Below are 17,662 nucleotides of genomic sequence, written 5' to 3'. Positions count from 1 at the left end.
CTTCTGTCGAGGGTCAAGCAAAAGGCGCACATTGCCCGTCACGGTTATATAACCGAAGCCACAAAACAAATGTGAAGGCTCACATGGCTGCAGCCTGCGGCGACGGCCGCAGGCCCGGACACGGCGACGACGCCCCTCAGGACAGGCACGCCACCGCCCCCGGCCGTCGGACGACCGGGGGCGGTGGCGTGTCGGACTGTTCTTCCCCCACCCGCCGGCCGGCCGAGCCGGCCGACGGGAGACTGCGCGTGCTACTTGGTCGAGAACGCGGCGTCGAAGGCGGCGTCCGGGGCGTCGAACGCGTACTTCTTGACGAACTCGAGGGCCTCCGGCGCGCCGACCAGGCGGTCCATGCCGGCGTCCTCCCACTCGACGGAGATGGGGCCCTCGTAGCCGATCGTGTTCAGCATGCGGAAGGCGTCCTCCCACGGCACGTCACCGTGGCCGGTCGAGATGAAGTCCCAGCCGCGGCGCGGGTCCGCCCAGGCCAGGTGCGACCCCATGCGGCCGTTGCGACCGTTGTGCATCCGCTTCTTCGTGTCCTTGCAGTCCACGTGGTAGATGCGGTCCTTGAAGTCCCACAGGAAGCTCACCGGGTCGATGTCCTGCCACACCATGTGGCTCGGGTCCCAGTTGAGGCCGAACGCCTCGCGGTGCCCGATCGCCTCGAGGGTGCGCACGGTCGTCCAGTAGTCGTACGCGATCTCGCTCGGGTGCACCTCGTGCGCGAACCGCACGCCGACCTCGTCGAAGACGTCGAGGATCGGGTTCCAGCGGTCGGCGAAGTCCTGGTAGCCGGCGTCGATCGCCTCCTGCGAGACCGGCGGGAACATCGCGACGTACTTCCAGATCGCCGAGCCCGTGAAGCCCACGACCGTCTTCACGCCCAGCTTCGCGGCGAGGCGCGCGGTGTGCTTCATCTCCTCCGCGGCGCGCTGGCGCACGCCCTCCGGGTCGCCGTCGCCCCACACCACGTCCGGGAGGATGTCACGGTGGCGCTGGTCGATCGGGTCGTCGCAGACGGCCTGGCCCTTGAGGTGGTTCGAGATCGCGTAGACCTTGAGGTCGTACTTGGCGAGCAGGTCGAGCTTGCCCTGGACGTACTCGTCGTCGTCCCAGCGCCACGGGTCGAGGTGGTCTCCCCAGCAGGCGATCTCCAGGCCGTCGTAGCCCCAGCCGGACGCGAGCCGCGCCACCTCCTCGAACGGCAGGTCAGCCCACTGCCCCGTGAAGAGGGTGATCGGTCGTGCCATGGTCGTGTCTCCTTCGGTCGTTCTCGGTTCGTGCCCGGGGTCACCGGGCGGACGTGCTGGTCAGGGGGCGGGGCCTGCCGTCCGACGACTCGTCGGCGGCGGCAGCGCGCGAGCGGCGGCGGACGACGACGTAGCCGCCGGCGAGGAGGAGCGCGGCGACCACGGCGACGGCGATCCACACGCCCGCGCCGACGCCCGTCGACTCCTCGTCCGTGGTGCCGGTCCCGTCCGCCGCGGCGGCGGGGTCCTCGGCGTCCTGAGAGTCCCCGGCCGCACCGTCCTCGGCCCCGGCTGCGGCCTCGTCGTCGGCGCGCGGGGCCGGCTCGGGCAGGGGCACGACGTCGACCTGCGCGGTCGCGGTCGCCGCCGAGGGCTCGGTGATCGTGGCGGTGAGCGTCCAGTTGCCCTCGGCCAGGACGCCGGGCTCGGACGTGTACCAGCCGACGCCCTCCGAGGCCGAGGAGAGGGTGAGGGGGCCGACGGTCTCGCCGGCCGCGGACTCCGCCGTCACGGAGACGTCGGCCGCCTCCTCGACCGGGTGGCCGTCGACCTTCCACGTCAGGTTGGCGGAGATGCCGCCCTCGCCGTCGGTGCCGAGGGAGATCACGACGTCGCCGCCGTGCGCGGACGCGGGTGCCGCGACGCCCAGCAGCGCCACGACGGCGCCGAGCAGCGCGCCGAGCGCCGTGGCGAGGACGGCGCGCGCGCCGACCGGGGGTCGGGTGCTGGTGCCGCTGCGGTGCGGGGACGTTCGGGACATCGGGTCATCACCTCGTCGTGGTCCGTGGTTGGCACCGGGTCCGACGGCGGTCGTCGGTCCCCGGGGTGCCCCGGCGCCGGGCCGGAGCGCCCGTTCCCGGGCGCCGGGGCCGGAGACCCGGAGGTCCCCGTCGTGCTCGTCGTGCGGGCAGCGTACGGTCGGCCCGGCCGATGGGCCGCCCGTCCGCCGAGCGCCCGCACGCCGAGCGCGGTGCCCGGCGGGCCGGTGCTCAGGGCACCGGCCCGCCGGAACCTGTCAGGAGCAGGCCCGGGCGGCGTAGTCCGCCGTCCCGGAGAACGTCCTCCCCTCGGCGTCGGTCGCGGTCACCGTCACGCTGCCGGCGTCGATCCCCGCGGCACGCGACGCGAACGACTGGTAGGCGTTCGCGCCGGGCGCCACGTCCGCGAACTCCTTCGACCCGTACGGGGTCTCGAGAGTGATCGCGAGCGGGACCGCGTCGTCGTTCGCCGCACGCACCGCGACGAACACCTTGCCGGCCATGCACCGCGTCTCCGCGGTGATCGTCACCGCGATCGGCTCGACGTCGTCGCCGACCACCCGGAAGTGACCGAACGACGCCGGCGCACCGGTGTCGGCCGCCGCGCCGAGCGCGAACAGCCCGACCTGGGCGTCCGCCGCGGGGGCGTTCGTCACGCTCTGGTCGAACGTGGTCCAGGTCTCGCCGTCGGCGCTGTACGCGCCGGTGAACGTGTCACCGGAGCGCGTCAGACGCAGGTGCCACACGTCGCCGGTGAGGCTCGACGACTGGGGCTGCGGGTTCTGGACGACCCCGCCGACCTCGCTGCGCAGCTCGATCCGGGCGTTCTTGGCCTGACCCGCCTGGTTGTCGACCACGTAGTCGAGCTTGACGTAGTTGTCGTCGTCGCCGTAGACGATCAGACCGCCCTGCTGGTACTGGCGGTCGAGCGCCGACCCGTCGACGACGGTCTCGACCGTCCACTCCTCGCCCGGCTGGTCCTGCAGCACGATGTTCGGCACGGGGCGGTTGTCCGTCCCGTAGATGTCCGTCGGCGTCGTGTCGATCTGCAGGGAGCCGTCCGCCACGCGGTAGCCGGTCGGGTCCTCGCGGACGATCGACCAGCGGCACGCGTCGAGGGCGCTGCCGTCGAACTCGTCGTCCGGCCCGGGGGCGGACGCCGTGTCGTCGGGCGTGATGTGGAACCAGTCGAACTCGGCGTCGACGACCGGGGACGCGGTGTTGTTCCCCTTGAGCGAGACGAGCCCGATCTTCGCGTTCTCCAGGTCGGCGATCGACTTGGTCTCCGACATCGTCGTGAAGTCGACGCCGTCGGCCGAGTACGCGGCCTGGAGGTTCTCACCGTTGCTGACGAACCGGACGTAGACCGTGTCCGGGTAGTCGGCGCCGAGGTTCGGCGAGTTGGACGCACCGACCTCGTTCGGCTGGGCGTTCTCCTCACGGATGAACTGGAAGATCCTGGTCGCCGGGTCCGCGGACTGCGAGCGGCCCTGGAGCACCATCTTCGCGTAGTTGTCCTGGTCCTCCCAGATCACCAGACCGGCCTGCTGGTACTGCTGGCGCGCCGGCAGCGTGAGCTTGGCCGTGGCCGTGAACGGCCCGTCCGGCAGGTCCTGGAGCACCAGGTTCGGCACCGCGGTGTTGCCGGTGCCGTAGAAGTCGGTCGCCGTCGTCGGGATGACGAGCTTGCCGTCCCGCACGACCAGGTTCTGGTCGCGGTTGAGCACCGACCAGCGGTTCTCGTCGAGGTCCGTGCCGAGGAAGTCGTCCGAGCGGCCCGAGAAGCACATCCCCGGCCCGGTCTCCGGCGCCTTCACCGTCACGGTCGTGTACTCGACCGAGTACGCACCGCGCTCGTCGGAGGCCCGCACCTGGAGCCGGTACGTGCCCGGCTGGTCGTACGTGACCTCGAACGAGTCGGTCCCGTCGACGAACCCGTCACCGAGTCCCGCGTCCCACGCGAACGTGATCGCGTCGTCCTCGGGGTCGGAGGCGGTCGCCGTCGCGGTCACCGTCAGCGGGGCGGTGCCCGTCGTCGGGGTGACCTCGAAGGAGTCGATGGTCGGGCGCTCGTTGTCCGTGACGCCGCGGCCGTCGAACTCGAGCCAGTTGACGTTGGCCTGGCCGGACGTCAGGACGAAGTAGAGCGTCCCGGTACCCGAGGGCACGTCGGTCAGCTCGGTCGAGACGTTCGTGTAGACCTGCCAGTCACCGGTGCCGGGGACCTGGACGGACCCGATCTCCGGGCCGTCCGCGGCGTTCCAGCGGACGGAGATCGTGGCGTTGCTCGGCGACGCCGCGCGCAGCGCGATCGAGTCGACACCGTAGAGCGAGATCGGGTCGTAGGCCCACCAGTCACCCGGCTCGATGTAGCCGATGTTCTGGCCACCGCCGGCCGTGTCGCTCGTCGTCTCGCGCTGCACGCCCGGGTCGCCCGTGCTCGTGGAGTCCGCGAGGCGACCGGTGGAGGTGAAGAACTCCGCCTGGAGCAGCTTGGGCTGGAGCACCTGGAGGTCGTTCGCCGTGAGCGGGGCACCGGCGGCGCCACCGTCGTCCGTGTACGACGCCTCGATCACCCAGAAGATGTTCGACTCGATGCCGTGGCCCTCGTCGCGCGCCGTCTGGAAGACGCCCTCACAACCGCCGAGCACGTCCATCGGGTGCGCGTGCGAGTCGTGGCCGAGCGACGTCGAGAGCTCGACCTGGCTGCAGTCGACCTCACCGTCGGGGTCGTCGACGGAGATCTCGTAGCGGACCTGGTCACCCCACTGGAAGAACCCGCCGTTGTCGGGGAACGTGATGGAGATCGACGGCGCCTCGTTGCCGACGACGATCGTCACGTTCGCGACACCCGTCTGACCCTGGGCGTCCGTCGCCACGAGCTGGGCGACGTACGACCCGTTCTCGGTGTACGTGTGGACCGGGTTCGCCTCGGTCGACGGCTCGGAGCCGTCGCCGAACGTCCACTGCAGAGCCAGCTCGTCACCGGCCGGGTGGCGCGTGCCCTCCGAGGAGAACTGCACCGTGAGCGGCGCGTGGCCGCTCGTCACGTCGGCGCTCGCTCGTGCGATCGGCGTCGGGTTGCCCTTGACGTAGTTGACCTTGTAGATCCCGCTCGAGTCGTTGTCGCCGCCGAAGCCCGAGCCCCAGTCGACGACGTAGAGCGCGCCGTCGGGACCGAAGTCGAAGTCCATGGCACGGTCGAAACCGGCGCTCGGGTCGAAGATCTTCGGCAGGACGCGGTTGATGTCGACGATGTCGTCGCGCTTCTCGCCGTCGAGCTGGACCGAGTAGAGCTTGCCCTGGTTCCACTCGCCCAGGAACGCCTTGCCGTCCCAGTACTCGGGCCACTGGACGTCGGAGTCGAGCTCGGGGTCGTACTGGTAGACGGGGCCGCCCATGGGCGCGCCGCCGCCGCCGATCTCCGGGAACTCCGGGTTGCCGGCGTAGCTGTACCAGATCTCGGCCTCGATGGCCGGGGGCAGCTGGGTCAGACCCGTGTTGTTCGGGGACTGGTTGACCGGGCCCTCGGCGCAGTTGAACGCCGCGCCGGACTGCCCGGTCGCGAAGTTGTACTTGAGGTAGTCCGCGTTCGCGCCCGTGCAGTACGGCCACCCGTAGAAGCCGGGCTCGCTCACGACGTTCCACTCCACCGTGTTGCCCGGACCACGCGTCGGGCTCGCGCTGCCCGCGTCGGGACCGTAGTCACCCACGAGGATGTTGCCGGAGTAGGGGTCCACGCCGATGCGGAACGGGTTGCGGAAGCCCATCGCGAAGATCTCCGGGCGGGTCTTGCCCTCCGCGTCCGCCGCCTCGTCGAACATGTTGCCCTCGGGGATGGTGTACGTCCCGTCGTCCTCCGGGTGGATGCGCAGGACCTTGCCGCGCAGGTCGTTCGTGTTGGCCGACGAGCGCTGGGCGTCGTAGTCCTGGCGACCGGCGCGCTCGTCGTGCGGCGAGTAGCCGCCCGACTCGAACGGGTTGGTGTTGTCACCGGTCGCGAGGATCAGGTTGCCGTCCTCGTCGAAGACCATGTCACCGCCGGCGTGGCAGCACGTGTTGCGCTGCGTCGTGACGGTGAGGACCTTCTTCTCCGTGGCCTGGTCGATCGTGCCCGTGGCCGGGTCGAAGTCGAACCGGGAGATCCGGTTGTGCGGGCCGTCGGAGCCGACGTTCGCCGGAGCCCAGTAGGTGTAGACCCACCCGTTCTCCGAGAAGTTCGGGTCGAGCACGAGCCCGAGCAGACCGTCCTCGTTGGCGGTGGTCACCGGGAGGGTCGTCGCGGTGTGCGTCGTGTTGGTCGACGGGTCGATGACCTGCACGCGGCCGTCACGCTCGGCGTAGAACACCGTGCCGTCGTCGGCGACGTCCAGGACCATCGGGTTGCGCGTCTCCTCGTCGAGCGCGATCTGCTCGTAGCTCGCCGACTGGGTCGCCGAGCAGTCCGACGCCACGGCGCCCGCCGCCGTCTGGATGCCGCCCAGCAGGTGCTGGAGGAAGTCCGGGTCGGAGTACGACTCGTCGGTGTGCCCGCCACCCGTGTACCAGGAGCGGCCACCGTCGTAGACCTGGCACCACGCCGTCGGGTGCTCGGCGCCCATCGCGCCGCTGCCCGCGTTGTAGGTGGTCTCGTCGAGGCTCGCGAGCACGTGGACCGTGTCGCGCGGGTTGGTGCGGAAGTTGTACCACTCGTCGAACCGCTCCCACCGCGAGGGCAGGTGCGCCGTCGACTCGTGGACGTGGTCCTCGACCTTGACGGTCGCGGTCTGGTTCTGGGGGTGGGCGCTGAAGTACGCGCCGACCAGCCCGCCGTACCAGGGCCAGTCGTACTCGGTGTCGGACGCCGCGTGGATGCCCGCGTACCCGCCCCCGTTCTGGATGTAGCGCTCGAACGCGGCCTGCTGGTCGTCGTTGAGAACGTCGCCGGTCGTGGACAGCCACACGACGGCTTCGTACTGGGCGAGGTTCTCGTCCGTGAACGCTCCCGCGTCCTCGGTGGCGGTCACCGTGAAGTCGTTCTCTTCCCCGAGCTGCTGGATCGCCGCGATGCCCGCGGGGATCGACCCGTGGCGGAAGCCACCGGTCTTGCTGAAGACGAGCACGTCGAACGGGACGGCGTCAGCGGCCGTGACGACGGGCGCCGCTGCGACGCCCGTGGGCGTCGTCACGGCCGTCGCCGACGTCGCCGCCGCCGCCATGGTCAGGGGGAGAGCGACCGCTGTCGCGGCAGCTACCGCGACCGTCCGCCTCATGGCGAGCGATCCTCCTAGCACGTTTCTCACAAGGTCTCCTCGTCGAGATGGGGAATCAGTGCTGCGCTCCGCCGGGTGCCGCCATCGGCCGGCCGCCGTCCCGGAATTTTCGACCGACAATTTTGATTGCCCGTCGTACTAAATGCGCGCCATCGCTGCGCGTCCAGCCTCCTTTCCTCCGCGCCGGTTCCGGCCGGCCGTGCTGCGCTGCAACGGCCGACACCGTCGGGCCGGCGTCCGGGTCGACCCTCCGCCCCGCGGGCCGACCCGGACTCGATACTACGGCTGGACCCAGCCGCCCGACGCCGCGCTCCGCTCGACCGCGTCGAGCACGCGCTGCACCACGAGGCCGTCCGCGAAGGTCGGCGCCGGGTGCGTCCCGGCGGCGATCCCCTCGACGAGGTCGACCGCCTGGTGCGTGAACGCGTGCTCGTACCCGAGCCCGTGGCCCGCGGGCCACCAGTGCGCGACGTACGCGTGCTCCGGCTCCGTCACGACGATGCGTCGGAAGCCGGCGACGGCCGCCTCGTCCGCGGCGTCGAAGAAGTGCAGGACGTTCATGTCCTCGAAGTCGAACGCGACCGACCCCTTCGAGCCGTTGATCTCGAGGCGGATCGCGTTCTTGCGGCCGTAGGCGAAGCGTGTCGCCTCGAACGTCCCGATGCCCCCGCCGGACAGCCGGGCGAGGAAGACCGCCGCGTCGTCCACCGTGACGGGGCCGCGCTCGGTGCCGCCCTGGCCGGACAACCCGGCGAACTCCGTCGCGACCGGGCGCTCCTTGACGAAGGTCTCGAGGAGTCCCGAGACGCTCGTGATCTTCTCCCCGGTGATGAACTGCGCGAGGTCGATGACGTGGGCGCCGATGTCGCCGAGCGCCCCGCTCCCGGCCTTGCTCTTGTCCAGACGCCACGACAGCGGTGCGTTCTCGTCCGCGATCCAGTCCTGCAGGTACTGCGCGCGCACGTGCCGCACGGTCCCGATGCGCCCGTCGGCGACGAGCTGCCGCGCGAGCTGGATCGCCGGCACGCGGCGGTAGGTGAAGCCCACCATCGCGACCTGCCCGCGCTGTGCCGCGGCCTCGGCCGCCGCGACCATCTTCTCGGCCTCGGCGACCGTGTTGGCGAGCGGCTTCTCGCACAGCACGTGCTTGCCCGCCTCGAGCGCCGCGATCGCGATCTCGGCATGCGTGTCGCCGGGCGTGCACACGTCGACGAGGTCGACGTCGTCGCGGCCGACGAGCGCCTGCCAGCTCGTCTCGGTGGACTCCCAGCCGAGCCGCTCCGCGGCGGCGGCCAGCGCCTCCGGGTTGCGGCCGCCGAGGACCCGCATGCGCGGGACGAGGGGGAGGTCGAAGAACCGGGGGGCGGTCCGCCATGCCTGCGAGTGCGCTGCCCCCATGAACGAGTACCCGACCATGCCGACGCCGAGCTGAGCGCCGTCGTTTCCTGCCATGACGTTCCTTCCGTGCTTCTCACGGCGCACGCCCACGGTCCGGCCGGGGGTCACCCGGGCGGACCGTGGGCGTGGTCCGCGTTCTTCCTGCGAGGTGCGGGACCGGTCCGTCAGGACTGGAACGCCGTGGGCAGGTACTGGTCGACGTTGTCCTTGGTCACGACCGGCGCGTAGAGCTGGACGGTGCGCGGGACGCCGGACGAAGCGAGGTCGCTCATGTTCTTCTCGTGCGCGACGAGACGGGCGAGCTTGATGCCGTCCGCGGCCTGGGTCGACGGGTAGACGACGGTCGCCTGGAGGACCGAGTCGCCGGCCTGGATGTGCTCCATGACCTGCTTCGAGCCGGCGCCGCCGACCATGAAGAACTCGTCGCGGCCCGCGTTCTCGATCGCGGAGAGCACGCCGACGCCCTGGTCGTCGTCGTGGTTCCAGATGGCGTCGATCTGCGGCGCGGCCTGGAGCAGGTTGGCGGTCGCGGCCTCGCCGCCCTGGACGGTGAAGTCGGCGGCGACGCGGTTGTCGACGTCGAGGCCGCAGTCGGACAGCGCGTCCGCGAAGCCCTGGCTGCGGTCCTGCGTGAGGGGCAGCGAGTCGATGCCCGCGATCTCCGCGACGACGGCGTCGGGGTTGTCCCCGAGCTGCTCGCAGATGTACTGGCCGGCGCTCACGCCCATGCCGTAGTTGTCGCCGAGCACCGTGGTGCGCGCGGCGAACGGGCTGGAGAACTCGCGGTCGACGTTGATGACGGGGATCCCGGCCTCCATCGCCTTGGTCGCGACCTCGGTGAGCGCCGCGCCGTCGAACGGCAGGAGCACGATCGCGTCGACGCCGTCGTTGATGAAGCCCTCGATCTGGCTGATCTGGACGTTGACGTCGTTCGTGCCGTCGGCCACGCGGAGCTCGACGTCCTCGTACTCCGCGGCCTCGGCCTCGGCGGCGGTCGTGATGGCGCCCATCCAGCCGTGGTCGGCGGCGGGGGCCGAGAAGCCGATGACGATCGGGTCGCCGGGGGCGTCGTTGTCGGAGACGGCCTCGTTCGCGCTCCCGCCCCCGCCCCCGTCGCCGGTCTCCTCGGTGGTCGGGGTGTTCGACGTGCAGGCCGCGGCGACCAGGGCGATCGAGGCAGCCGAGACCGTCGCGAGCGTGATGCGACGGCGGAGGGTGGTACGTGCGGACATGGGATCTCCTTCGATGCTGTCCTGCTGGAGGAACTCTGCGGAACTGTGGGGGTGGGTGGTGCGAGGGACGACCGGGTGGTCCGACCGGCTAGGTCGTTCGTCGGGAGAGGCGCTGCTGGAGCAGGACCGCGCCGACGATGATCGCGCCCTTGGCGATCTGCTGGACCGAGCTGTCGATGTTGTTGATGATGAAGACGTTCGTGAGCGTCGTGAAGATCAGCACGCCCAGGACCGTGCCGACGATCGTGCCGCGACCACCCGCGAGGAGGGTGCCGCCGACGACGACCGCGGCGATGGTGTCGAGCTCGAGGAGCAGGCCGTTGGTCGAGGAGCCGGCGCTCGTGCGGGCGAGGATCATGACGCCGGCGATGCCGGCGGTGAGCCCGGACAGCGCGTAGACGTAGACGAGGTGGCGCTTGACCTTGATGCCCGCGAGGCGGGCGGCCTCGGCGTTGCCGCCGACGGCGACCGTCCGGCGGCCGAACGTCGTGCGGTTGAAGAGGAACCAGCCGAGCACGGCGACGAGCGCGAAGATCCACACGATCTTCGGGACGCCGAGGAGGTTGCCCCGGAAGACGTCGTTGAACGCGTCGACCTGGACGATCTGCGTGCGCTTCTGCGCGATGAGCTCGGCGAGGCCGCGTGCCGCGACGAGCATCGCGAGCGTCGCGATGAACGCCACGACCCTTCCGTAGGCGATGATCACGCCGTTGAGGAGCCCGGCACCGATACCGACCGCGAGGGCGCAGATGACCATGACGACCCACCCGTACGACTGGGTAGCGAGCGTGGTCGCCCAGACGGAGGCGAGGCCGAGCACGGAGCCGACCGAGAGGTCGATGCCCCCCGTCGTGATGACGAACGTCATCCCGATGGCCACGACGCCCGTGACCGACCCGAGGCTGAGGATGGTCATGAGGTTGCTGACGCTCAGGAACCGCTCGCCACCCGTCGCGAAGCCCACGACGCACAGGAGCAGGAGCGCGACGACGAGGCCGATGTTCCGACCCGCCGCCCCGGACAGGAACCCGGTCCGTCGGCGTTCGCCCGCCGCCTTCTCGACCCGGGCCGACTCGTCGGCGTCCGGCTTCTTCGTCGGCATCGAGGCCGACACCTGCTGCTCGCTCACGCGACACTTCCTTCCATGACCATGTCGAGCACCTGGTGCTCGTCGATGGAGCTCGAGGGCCCCTCGTGGACGACGCGACCCTCGGAGACGACGAGGACGCGGTCGGCGAGGCCGAGGACTTCGGGGATCTCGCTGGACACGACGACGACGGCGGCGCCCTCGTCGGCGAGCCTGCGGATGAGGGCGTAGATCTCGGCGCGCGCGCCGACGTCGACGCCGCGCGTCGGCTCGTCGAGGAGCAGGACGCGGCAGCCGTGGACGAGCCAGCGGGCGAGCATCGCCTTCTGCTGGTTGCCGCCCGAGAGCGTGCGGATCGCGCGGTCGACGCCGGCGGGACGCAGCTCGAGCGAGTCGGCCTGCTCCTTGGCCGCCTTGCGCTCGGCCCCCTCGTCGAGGAGGCCACCGCGCGCGAAGCGTGCGAACGTCGAGAGGGTGACGTTACGGTAGACGGGCTCGTCGAGGAGCAGGCCCTGGCTCTTGCGCTCCTCGGGTGCGAGCCCGATCCCCGCGTCCACCGCGGCGGCGACCGAGCCGACCCGCAGGCGCTTGGAGTCGACGGTCACCGTGCCCGCGGTCGCACGACGTGCGCCGTAGATCGTCTCGATGATCTCGGAGCGGCCGGCGCCGACCAGGCCGGCGAGACCGACGATCTCCCCGGCCCGCACCTGGAGCGACACGTCCTCGAACACCCCGCGCAGGGCGAGGCCCTCGACGTCGAGCACGACCGGGGCGTCCTCGGCAGGGCCGTCGGTCTCCGGGAACACGTACTCGACCGATCGCCCGGTCATGAGGGTGATGAGCTTGGCCGTCGGCGTCTCGGAGACGGGGAGGTTCTGCGCGACGGTCCGGCCGTCCTTGAGGACGGTGATGCGGTCGCCGATCTCGCGGATCTCCTCGAGCCGGTGGGAGATGTAGACGACGGCGACTCCCGCCTTCGTCAGCTCCTTGACCACACGGAAGAGGTTGCCCACCTCCTCGGAGTCGAGGACCGCCGACGGCTCGTCCATGATGATGACGCGCGCGTCGTGCGACAGCGCCCGCGCCATGGAGACGATCTGCTTGCCCGCGGCCGAGAGGTGCTCGACCTCCTTGGTCGGCGAGATCTCCGAGTGCCCGAGCCGCTTGAGCAGCTCGCGCGTCTTGCGCACCGCCTCGCGGCGCTGGGAGAACCCGAGCGTCGCGAGCTCGTGCCCGAGGTAGACGTTCTCCGCGACGGTCAGGCCGTCGACGACGTCGAGCTCCTGGTACATCGTCGCGACGCCGTGCCGCAGCGCGGCGACGGGGTCGGAGATCGTGATGGGCTCGCCGTCGAGGAGGATCTGGCCCTCGGTGGGCTGGTGGGCACCGGCGAGCACCTTGATGAGGGTGGACTTGCCGGCGCCGTTCTGCCCGAGGAGGCAGTGGACCTCGCCCGGGAGGATCTCGAGATCGACGCCGTCGAGCGCTCGAGCCCCGGGGAAGACCTTGACGATGCCCTGCATCTGCAGGAGCGGCTGGGGAGGGTCTGCGGTGACCATGCGGTGAACCTAGCGGACCTTTTGACGACGGTCAATCATAAGGTCTCGGTCTTTTGCCGCCGTTACAACTTCGTTACCAGCAAAAGTGAGCAGCCCTCGAACGACCGGTGGGAACGCTCCCCACGGCTGCCGGGCCCGCGGCGCAGCACGGATCGGAGTCGTGTCGTGACGGGGCGGTGACGAGCCACGACGGGCGGAAGTCGGCCTGCGGTCGGGTCTGCACGAGACGATGAGGGGCGGTGTCCGCCCGGACGAGAGGCCCTTCCTCGGACCTCCACACCTTCCGACGACGTCCATGTCGCCTTGGGAGGGGACAGTAGGGTACCTTTTGGCGATCGTCAAGCAAAAGCCGATGACTCGTCCGGCATGTACGGACGACCGACGAGAGGCTCCGTGATTCACTGTGCCCATGGAGGAACTGCTGAAGTTCGCGCCGCGCCCGACCGGCGCCGGCGACATGTTCCAGCTGCTCCGGGACGGTCAGCCGCGCACGCGCGCGGACCTCGCAGCGATCACGGGGCAGGCGCGATCCACCATCGCCGCCCGGATCGACCTCCTCATGTCGGCGGGCCTCATCGCCCCCGCGGGAGAGGCGAGCTCGACGGGCGGTCGACCGCCCGTGACCTTCGCCTTCAGCCCTGAGGCACGCATCGTGCTCGCCGTCGACCTCGGCGCCACGCACGCACGCCTCGCCGTGACCGACCTCGCGTCCAACGTGCTCGCGGAGACCGACGCTGCGCTCGCGATCGCGGACGGCCCGGAGGTCGTGCTGTCGTGGGTCGCGGACACGGGCGAGAAGCTCGTCGCGACGACCGGGCGCAGCATCGACGACCTCGTGAGCGTCGGCGTCGGCCTGCCCGGGCCGGTCGAGCACTCGACCGGCCGCCCCATCAACCCGCCGATCATGCCCGCGTGGGACGACGTCGACGTCCCCGGCATCCTGCAGAAGCGGTTCAACGCGTCCGTCCTGGTCGACAACGACGTGAACATCATGGCGCTCGGCGAGCACCGGACCGCCTGGCCGGCCGTCACCGACATGCTGTTCGTCAAGGTGGCCACGGGCATCGGCTCCGGCATCATCGCCGACGGCGAGCTGCGCCGCGGCGCGCAGGGCGCCGCCGGCGACATCGGACACGTCGCCGTCCCGAGCGCGGCCGACGTCCCCTGCCGCTGCGGGAACGTCGGGTGCCTCGAGGCGGTCGCGAGCGGGCAGGCCGTCGCCGCCGCGCTCGCCGCCGCGGGCCTCGACGCGACGAACAGCGCCGACGTCGTCGCGCTCGTGCGCGGCGGCGACCTCGCCGCGAGCCAGGCCGTGCGCCAGGCCGGACGCGACATCGGCTCGGTGCTCGCGGCGTGCGTGAGCCTGCTCAACCCCTCGCTCATCGTCATCGGCGGCATCGTGGCCGAGGCGGGCGAGCACCTCATCGCGGGTATCCGCGAGATCGTGTACCAGCGGTCGCTCCCCCTCGCGACGCAGCACCTGCGCATCGTCACCTCGCAGGCCCGCGGCCAGGCCGGCGTGCTCGGTGCGAGCGCCATGGCCGTGGATCACGTACTCTCGCCCGCAGCGATCGACGCGCTCATCGCCTGAGCGCGGTCGCCGGGGGCCGCTGCCCGCGACACGCGGGCGTGACGAGTGTGACGAGGCACGAGGAGGAGTCATGACCGAGCGGGACCGTCGAGCGCTCGTGGTCCGGGGTGGTTGGCCTGGGCACGCACCCGAGGAGGCGGCGGAGCTGTTCGTCCCCTTTCTCGAGGCGTCCGGCTACGACGTGACGCTCGAGGGATCGCTCGAGTCGTACGCCGACGAGGACTTCATGGCGAGCATGGACCTCGTCGTGCAGTGCTGGACGATGGGCGAGATCCTCCCGGACGAGATGCGCGGGCTCCGCAACGCCGTCGCGAACGGCACCGGGTTCGCCGGCTGGCACGGCGGGATCGTGGACTCGTTCCGGCTCGCGACCGACTACCTGCAGATGGTGGGCGGGCAGTTCGCGGCCCACGCGCACGACCTCATCGACCACACGATCGAGATCGCCCCCGAGCACGCGGACCACCCCATCGTCGCGGGCATCAGCTCCATCGCGCTGCACTCCGAGCAGTACTGGGTGCTCGCCGACTCGTACAACGAGGTCCTCGCGACGACGACGATCGTCCCGCGCGACGGCGATCCCTGGCACGAGCCCGTCGTCTCCCCCGCCGTCTGGACGCGCCGTTGGGGCGCGGGCCGCATCTTCGTGTGCGCGGCAGGTCACCAGCTCGCCGACCTCGAGGTCCCGCCCGTCCGCACGATCGTCGAGCGCGGCATCCTCTGGGCGAGCCGCTGACCCCCTGCTCGCCGCCCGCCGCGTTCCCTGCACTCGGCGCGTGACCTCGTTCCACGACCTCCTCGCCTGTCCCGTCACGCCGCTCACCGCCGCCGACACGCCGGACCTCGACGCGCTCGCCGCCCTCGTGGACGGCGCGGCGCGCGCGGGGGTCGACGGCGTCGTCGTGCTCGCGTCGTCGGATGCCGGGGTGACGTGCGCGCCGCGGCCGGCGAGTCGGGGTGGGGTGCGGCGCGACGGCTGGCCGGTGACGTGCTCGGCGCGCACCGCGACCTCGTCGAGCGCCACCGGTGGCCGCCCGTCGGGTAGGGATCTCCCACGTGCGCGCCGAGCCGCGGCTCGTCGCGCGGGTCAGCCGTCCGCGCCCGCCGGCTCCTCACCGGACGCGTCACCGGTGCGCACGCGGTCGACCACGGCGTCCGGGCCGCCGGCGAGCAGTGCGACGAAGCCCTCCTCGTCGAGGATCGGCAGGCCGAGCTCGCGAGCCTTGGTCTCCTTCGAGCCCGCGTTCGCGCCGACGACCACGTAGTCCGTCTTCTTCGACACCGAGCCCGACGCCTTGCCGCCCGCCGCGATCACGGCCTCCTTGGCGCCGTCGCGGCTGAAGCCCTCGAGCGATCCCGTGACGACGACCGTCAGCCCGGCGAGCGGGCCGGTGGGCTCCTGGCGCGCACCGGGTCCCGGGTGGCCCGGGATGTCGAACCGCACGCCCGCGGCGCGCCAGCGGTCGACGATCTCGACGTGCCAGTCGACCGTGAACCACTCGACGACCTGGTCCGCGATCACCGGGCCCACGCCCTCGACCGCAGCGAGCTCGTCGCGGGACGCCGCGCGGATCGCGTCGAGAGAGCCGAACCAGTCCGCGAGGGCGCGCGCCGCGACCGGGCCGACGTGCCGGATGTTGAGGCTCACGAGGATCCGCCACAGGTCCTTCGTCTTGGCCAGCTCGAGCTCCTCGACCAGCTTCGTCGCGTTCGTCGACGCCTCGAACAGCGGCTCTCCCGCCTCGATCGCCTCGCGCTCCGCCGCCTTGGAGAGCTTGCGCTTCTTGCGGAACGGCCACACGGACTTGACCGTCGCGGTCGAGCCGTCGGGCATCGTGATCTCGGCGGGTTCGCCGGTGCCGTCGTACTCGCGCGGGAGGCCCGTCTCGGAGTCGCGCACGACGACCCGGATCGGCACGAGCTGGTCGACGCTCAGCTCGAACAGCCCGGCCTCCGTGCGCAGCGGCGGCTCGGCGGGCTCGAGGGGCTGCGTGAGCGCCGCCGCCGTCACCTCGCCGAGCACCTCGACGTCGAGTCCCCCGCGCGAGCCGATGTGCTCGACCCGGCCACGCACCTGGGCGGGGCACGACTCGGCGTTGGGGCAGCGCAGGTCGACGTCGCCCTCCTTCATGGGGCGCAGCGGCGTGCCGCACTCCGGGCAGTCCGCCGGCATGACGAAGTCCTCGCGCGGGTAGCCGTCGTCCGCGAGCGCCGCGACCGGGCCCAGGATCTCGGGGATGACGTCGCCCGCCTTGCGCAGCACGACCATGTCGCCGATGCGCACGCCCTTCGCCCGGACCACGTCCTGGTTGTGCAGGGTCGCCTGGCGCACCGTGCTGCCCGCGACCTTGACCGGCTCCATGACGGCGTACGGGGTCGCGCGGCCCGTGCGGCCCACGCCGACCTGGATCGCGAGCAGCCGCGTGTTGACCTCCTCCGGCGGGTACTTGTAGGCGATGGCCCACCGGGGCGCGCGGCTCGTGGCACCGAGCCGCCGCTGGAGCGCGAGCTCGTCGACCTTGACGACGATCCCGTCGAGCTCGTGCTCGATGTCGTGGCGGTGCTCGCCGAAGTAGGCGATGCGCTCCATCACCTCGTCGAGGCCGCTCACCACCCGGTTGTGGGGCGAGACGGGCACGCCCCACTGCTCGAACAGGTCGTACGCGTCGGACTGCCTGGCGAGCTCGGCGTGCTCGCCCGCCTCCCACTGGAGCGCGCCGACGCCGTGCGCGTACATGCGCAGGTTGCGGCTCGCGGTGACGGCGGGGTCCTTCTGCCGCAGCGACCCGGCCGCCGTGTTGCGCGGGTTCGCGTACGGCGCCTGGCCTGCGGCGACGAGCTTCTCGTTGAGCGCGGCGAAGTCCGCGACGCCCATGAAGACCTCGCCGCGGATCTCGATGACGTCAGGGTGGGTCGCCGGGTCACCGCCGAGGCGCTGCGGGATGCTCTCGATCGTCCGCACGTTCGCGGACACGTCCTCGCCCGTGCGCCCGTCGCCGCGCGTGGCCGCCCGGACGAGCCGGCCCTTCTCGTAGAGCAGGGCGATGGCGAGGCCGTCGATCTTCACCTCGCACAGGTAGTCCACCTCGGCGTCGGCGGCCACGCCGAGGTCGCGGTGCACGCGCGCCGCCCACGCCGCGAGGTCCTCCTCGCTGAACGCGTTGTCGAGCGACAGCATCGGCTCGAGGTGCTGGACCGTCGCGAAGCCCGCCGCGGCCCGGCCCCCGACCCGCTGCGTCGGCGACTCGGGCGACTGGAGGGCGGGGTGCGCCGCCTCGAGCGCCTGGAGCTCGTGCATGCGGGCGTCGTACTCGGCGTCCGAGGAGACCGGCTGGTCCTCCTCGTAGTACGCGCGCTGGTCGGCCTCGACCTGGGAGACGAGCTCGGCCCAGCGCCGCTGCGCGGCGGCCTCGTCGAGCTCGGCGGCGGACGTGGCCGCGGGGACCTCCTCGTCCGTCACGGTCGGGGTGGTCGGGGCGGCCGTCGCGGGGGTGCTCTCGCTCACCCGCACATCATCGCGCGGACCGCCGAC

General features: G+C 71.5%; 10 protein-coding genes. 2 read left to right on the top strand and 8 right to left on the bottom strand.

Annotated features, from left to right (window positions below; all coding sequences use genetic code 11):
- Positions 1 to 251: 251 nt before the first annotated feature.
- The 7 genes from JN535_RS13160 to JN535_RS13130 all read right to left on the bottom strand — a co-directional run bounded on the left by JN535_RS13160 (position 252) and on the right by JN535_RS13130 (position 12,539).
- A complete protein-coding gene (locus JN535_RS13160) occupies positions 252 to 1,253 on the bottom strand; it encodes a sugar phosphate isomerase/epimerase family protein (protein WP_205205979.1) in 1,002 nt (333 codons plus the stop codon).
- 40 nt (positions 1,254 to 1,293) lie between these two features.
- On the bottom strand, positions 1,294 to 2,013 hold the full coding sequence (locus JN535_RS13155) for a hypothetical protein (protein ID WP_205205978.1): 720 nt from the start codon (positions 2,011 to 2,013) through the stop codon (positions 1,294 to 1,296).
- Between the two features lie 255 nt (positions 2,014 to 2,268).
- Positions 2,269 to 7,263: a ThuA domain-containing protein gene (locus tag JN535_RS13150; protein ID WP_205205977.1), complete on the bottom strand. Its 4,995-nt coding sequence runs from the start codon at positions 7,261 to 7,263 to the stop codon at positions 2,269 to 2,271.
- A 279-nt stretch (positions 7,264 to 7,542) separates the two neighbouring features.
- Positions 7,543 to 8,715 carry a Gfo/Idh/MocA family protein gene (locus JN535_RS13145; RefSeq protein ID WP_205205976.1) on the bottom strand — a complete coding sequence of 391 codons (1,173 nt, stop codon included), beginning with the start codon at positions 8,713 to 8,715 and terminating at the stop codon, positions 7,543 to 7,545.
- A 110-nt stretch (positions 8,716 to 8,825) separates the two neighbouring features.
- A complete protein-coding gene (locus JN535_RS13140; protein WP_205205975.1) occupies positions 8,826 to 9,893 on the bottom strand; it encodes a substrate-binding domain-containing protein in 1,068 nt (355 codons plus the stop codon).
- Between the two features lie 88 nt (positions 9,894 to 9,981).
- The gene (locus tag JN535_RS13135; protein ID WP_307868685.1) at positions 9,982 to 11,022 is read right to left on the bottom strand and encodes an ABC transporter permease; all 1,041 of its coding nucleotides are present in this window, start codon (positions 11,020 to 11,022) and stop codon (positions 9,982 to 9,984) included.
- Entirely contained in the window at positions 11,019 to 12,539 is a 1,521-nt protein-coding gene (locus tag JN535_RS13130) for a sugar ABC transporter ATP-binding protein (protein ID WP_205205974.1), read from the bottom strand. Before JN535_RS13130 ends, JN535_RS13135 begins: the two co-directional genes overlap by 4 nt.
- A gap of 409 nt (positions 12,540 to 12,948) precedes the next feature.
- On the opposite strand from JN535_RS13130, the gene JN535_RS13125 reads away from it, so the two are divergent.
- Together JN535_RS13125 and JN535_RS13120 are read left to right on the top strand one after the other, a co-directional pair.
- The gene (locus JN535_RS13125; RefSeq protein ID WP_205205973.1) at positions 12,949 to 14,130 is read left to right on the top strand and encodes an ROK family transcriptional regulator; all 1,182 of its coding nucleotides are present in this window, start codon (positions 12,949 to 12,951) and stop codon (positions 14,128 to 14,130) included.
- A 70-nt stretch (positions 14,131 to 14,200) separates the two neighbouring features.
- The gene (locus tag JN535_RS13120) at positions 14,201 to 14,866 is read left to right on the top strand and encodes a ThuA domain-containing protein (protein ID WP_205205972.1); all 666 of its coding nucleotides are present in this window, start codon (positions 14,201 to 14,203) and stop codon (positions 14,864 to 14,866) included.
- Between the two features lie 351 nt (positions 14,867 to 15,217).
- Here the strand turns inward: JN535_RS13120 and ligA are convergent, their stop codons facing one another.
- Positions 15,218 to 17,635 (bottom strand): NAD-dependent DNA ligase LigA, encoded by a 2,418-nt coding sequence (gene ligA / locus JN535_RS13115; RefSeq protein WP_374100506.1) that lies wholly within the window; start codon positions 17,633 to 17,635, stop codon positions 15,218 to 15,220.
- Positions 17,636 to 17,662 lie beyond the last annotated feature (27 nt).

The sequence above is a fragment of the Cellulosimicrobium cellulans genome (assembly GCF_016921195.1).
Taxonomy (GTDB): Bacteria; Actinomycetota; Actinomycetes; order Actinomycetales; family Cellulomonadaceae; genus Cellulosimicrobium; species Cellulosimicrobium cellulans_F.
This window is presented reverse-complemented; position numbering and strand designations above follow the sequence as displayed.

What these genes read in the sequence shown, in the direction of transcription:
- JN535_RS13145 (WP_205205976.1), bottom strand. Translation starts at nt 8,715, where the DNA reads ATGGCAGGAAACGACGGCGCTCAGCTCGGCGTCGGCATGGTCGGGTAC.
- JN535_RS13120 (WP_205205972.1), top strand. Translation starts at nt 14,201, where the DNA reads ATGACCGAGCGGGACCGTCGAGCGCTCGTGGTCCGGGGTGGTTGGCCT.
- JN535_RS13140 (WP_205205975.1), bottom strand. Translation starts at nt 9,893, where the DNA reads ATGTCCGCACGTACCACCCTCCGCCGTCGCATCACGCTCGCGACGGTC.
- JN535_RS13125 (WP_205205973.1), top strand. Translation starts at nt 12,949, where the DNA reads ATGGAGGAACTGCTGAAGTTCGCGCCGCGCCCGACCGGCGCCGGCGAC.
- JN535_RS13155 (WP_205205978.1), bottom strand. Translation starts at nt 2,013, where the DNA reads ATGTCCCGAACGTCCCCGCACCGCAGCGGCACCAGCACCCGACCCCCG.
- JN535_RS13130 (WP_205205974.1), bottom strand. Translation starts at nt 12,539, where the DNA reads ATGGTCACCGCAGACCCTCCCCAGCCGCTCCTGCAGATGCAGGGCATC.
- JN535_RS13150 (WP_205205977.1), bottom strand. Translation starts at nt 7,263, where the DNA reads ATGAGGCGGACGGTCGCGGTAGCTGCCGCGACAGCGGTCGCTCTCCCC.
- JN535_RS13160 (WP_205205979.1), bottom strand. Translation starts at nt 1,253, where the DNA reads ATGGCACGACCGATCACCCTCTTCACGGGGCAGTGGGCTGACCTGCCG.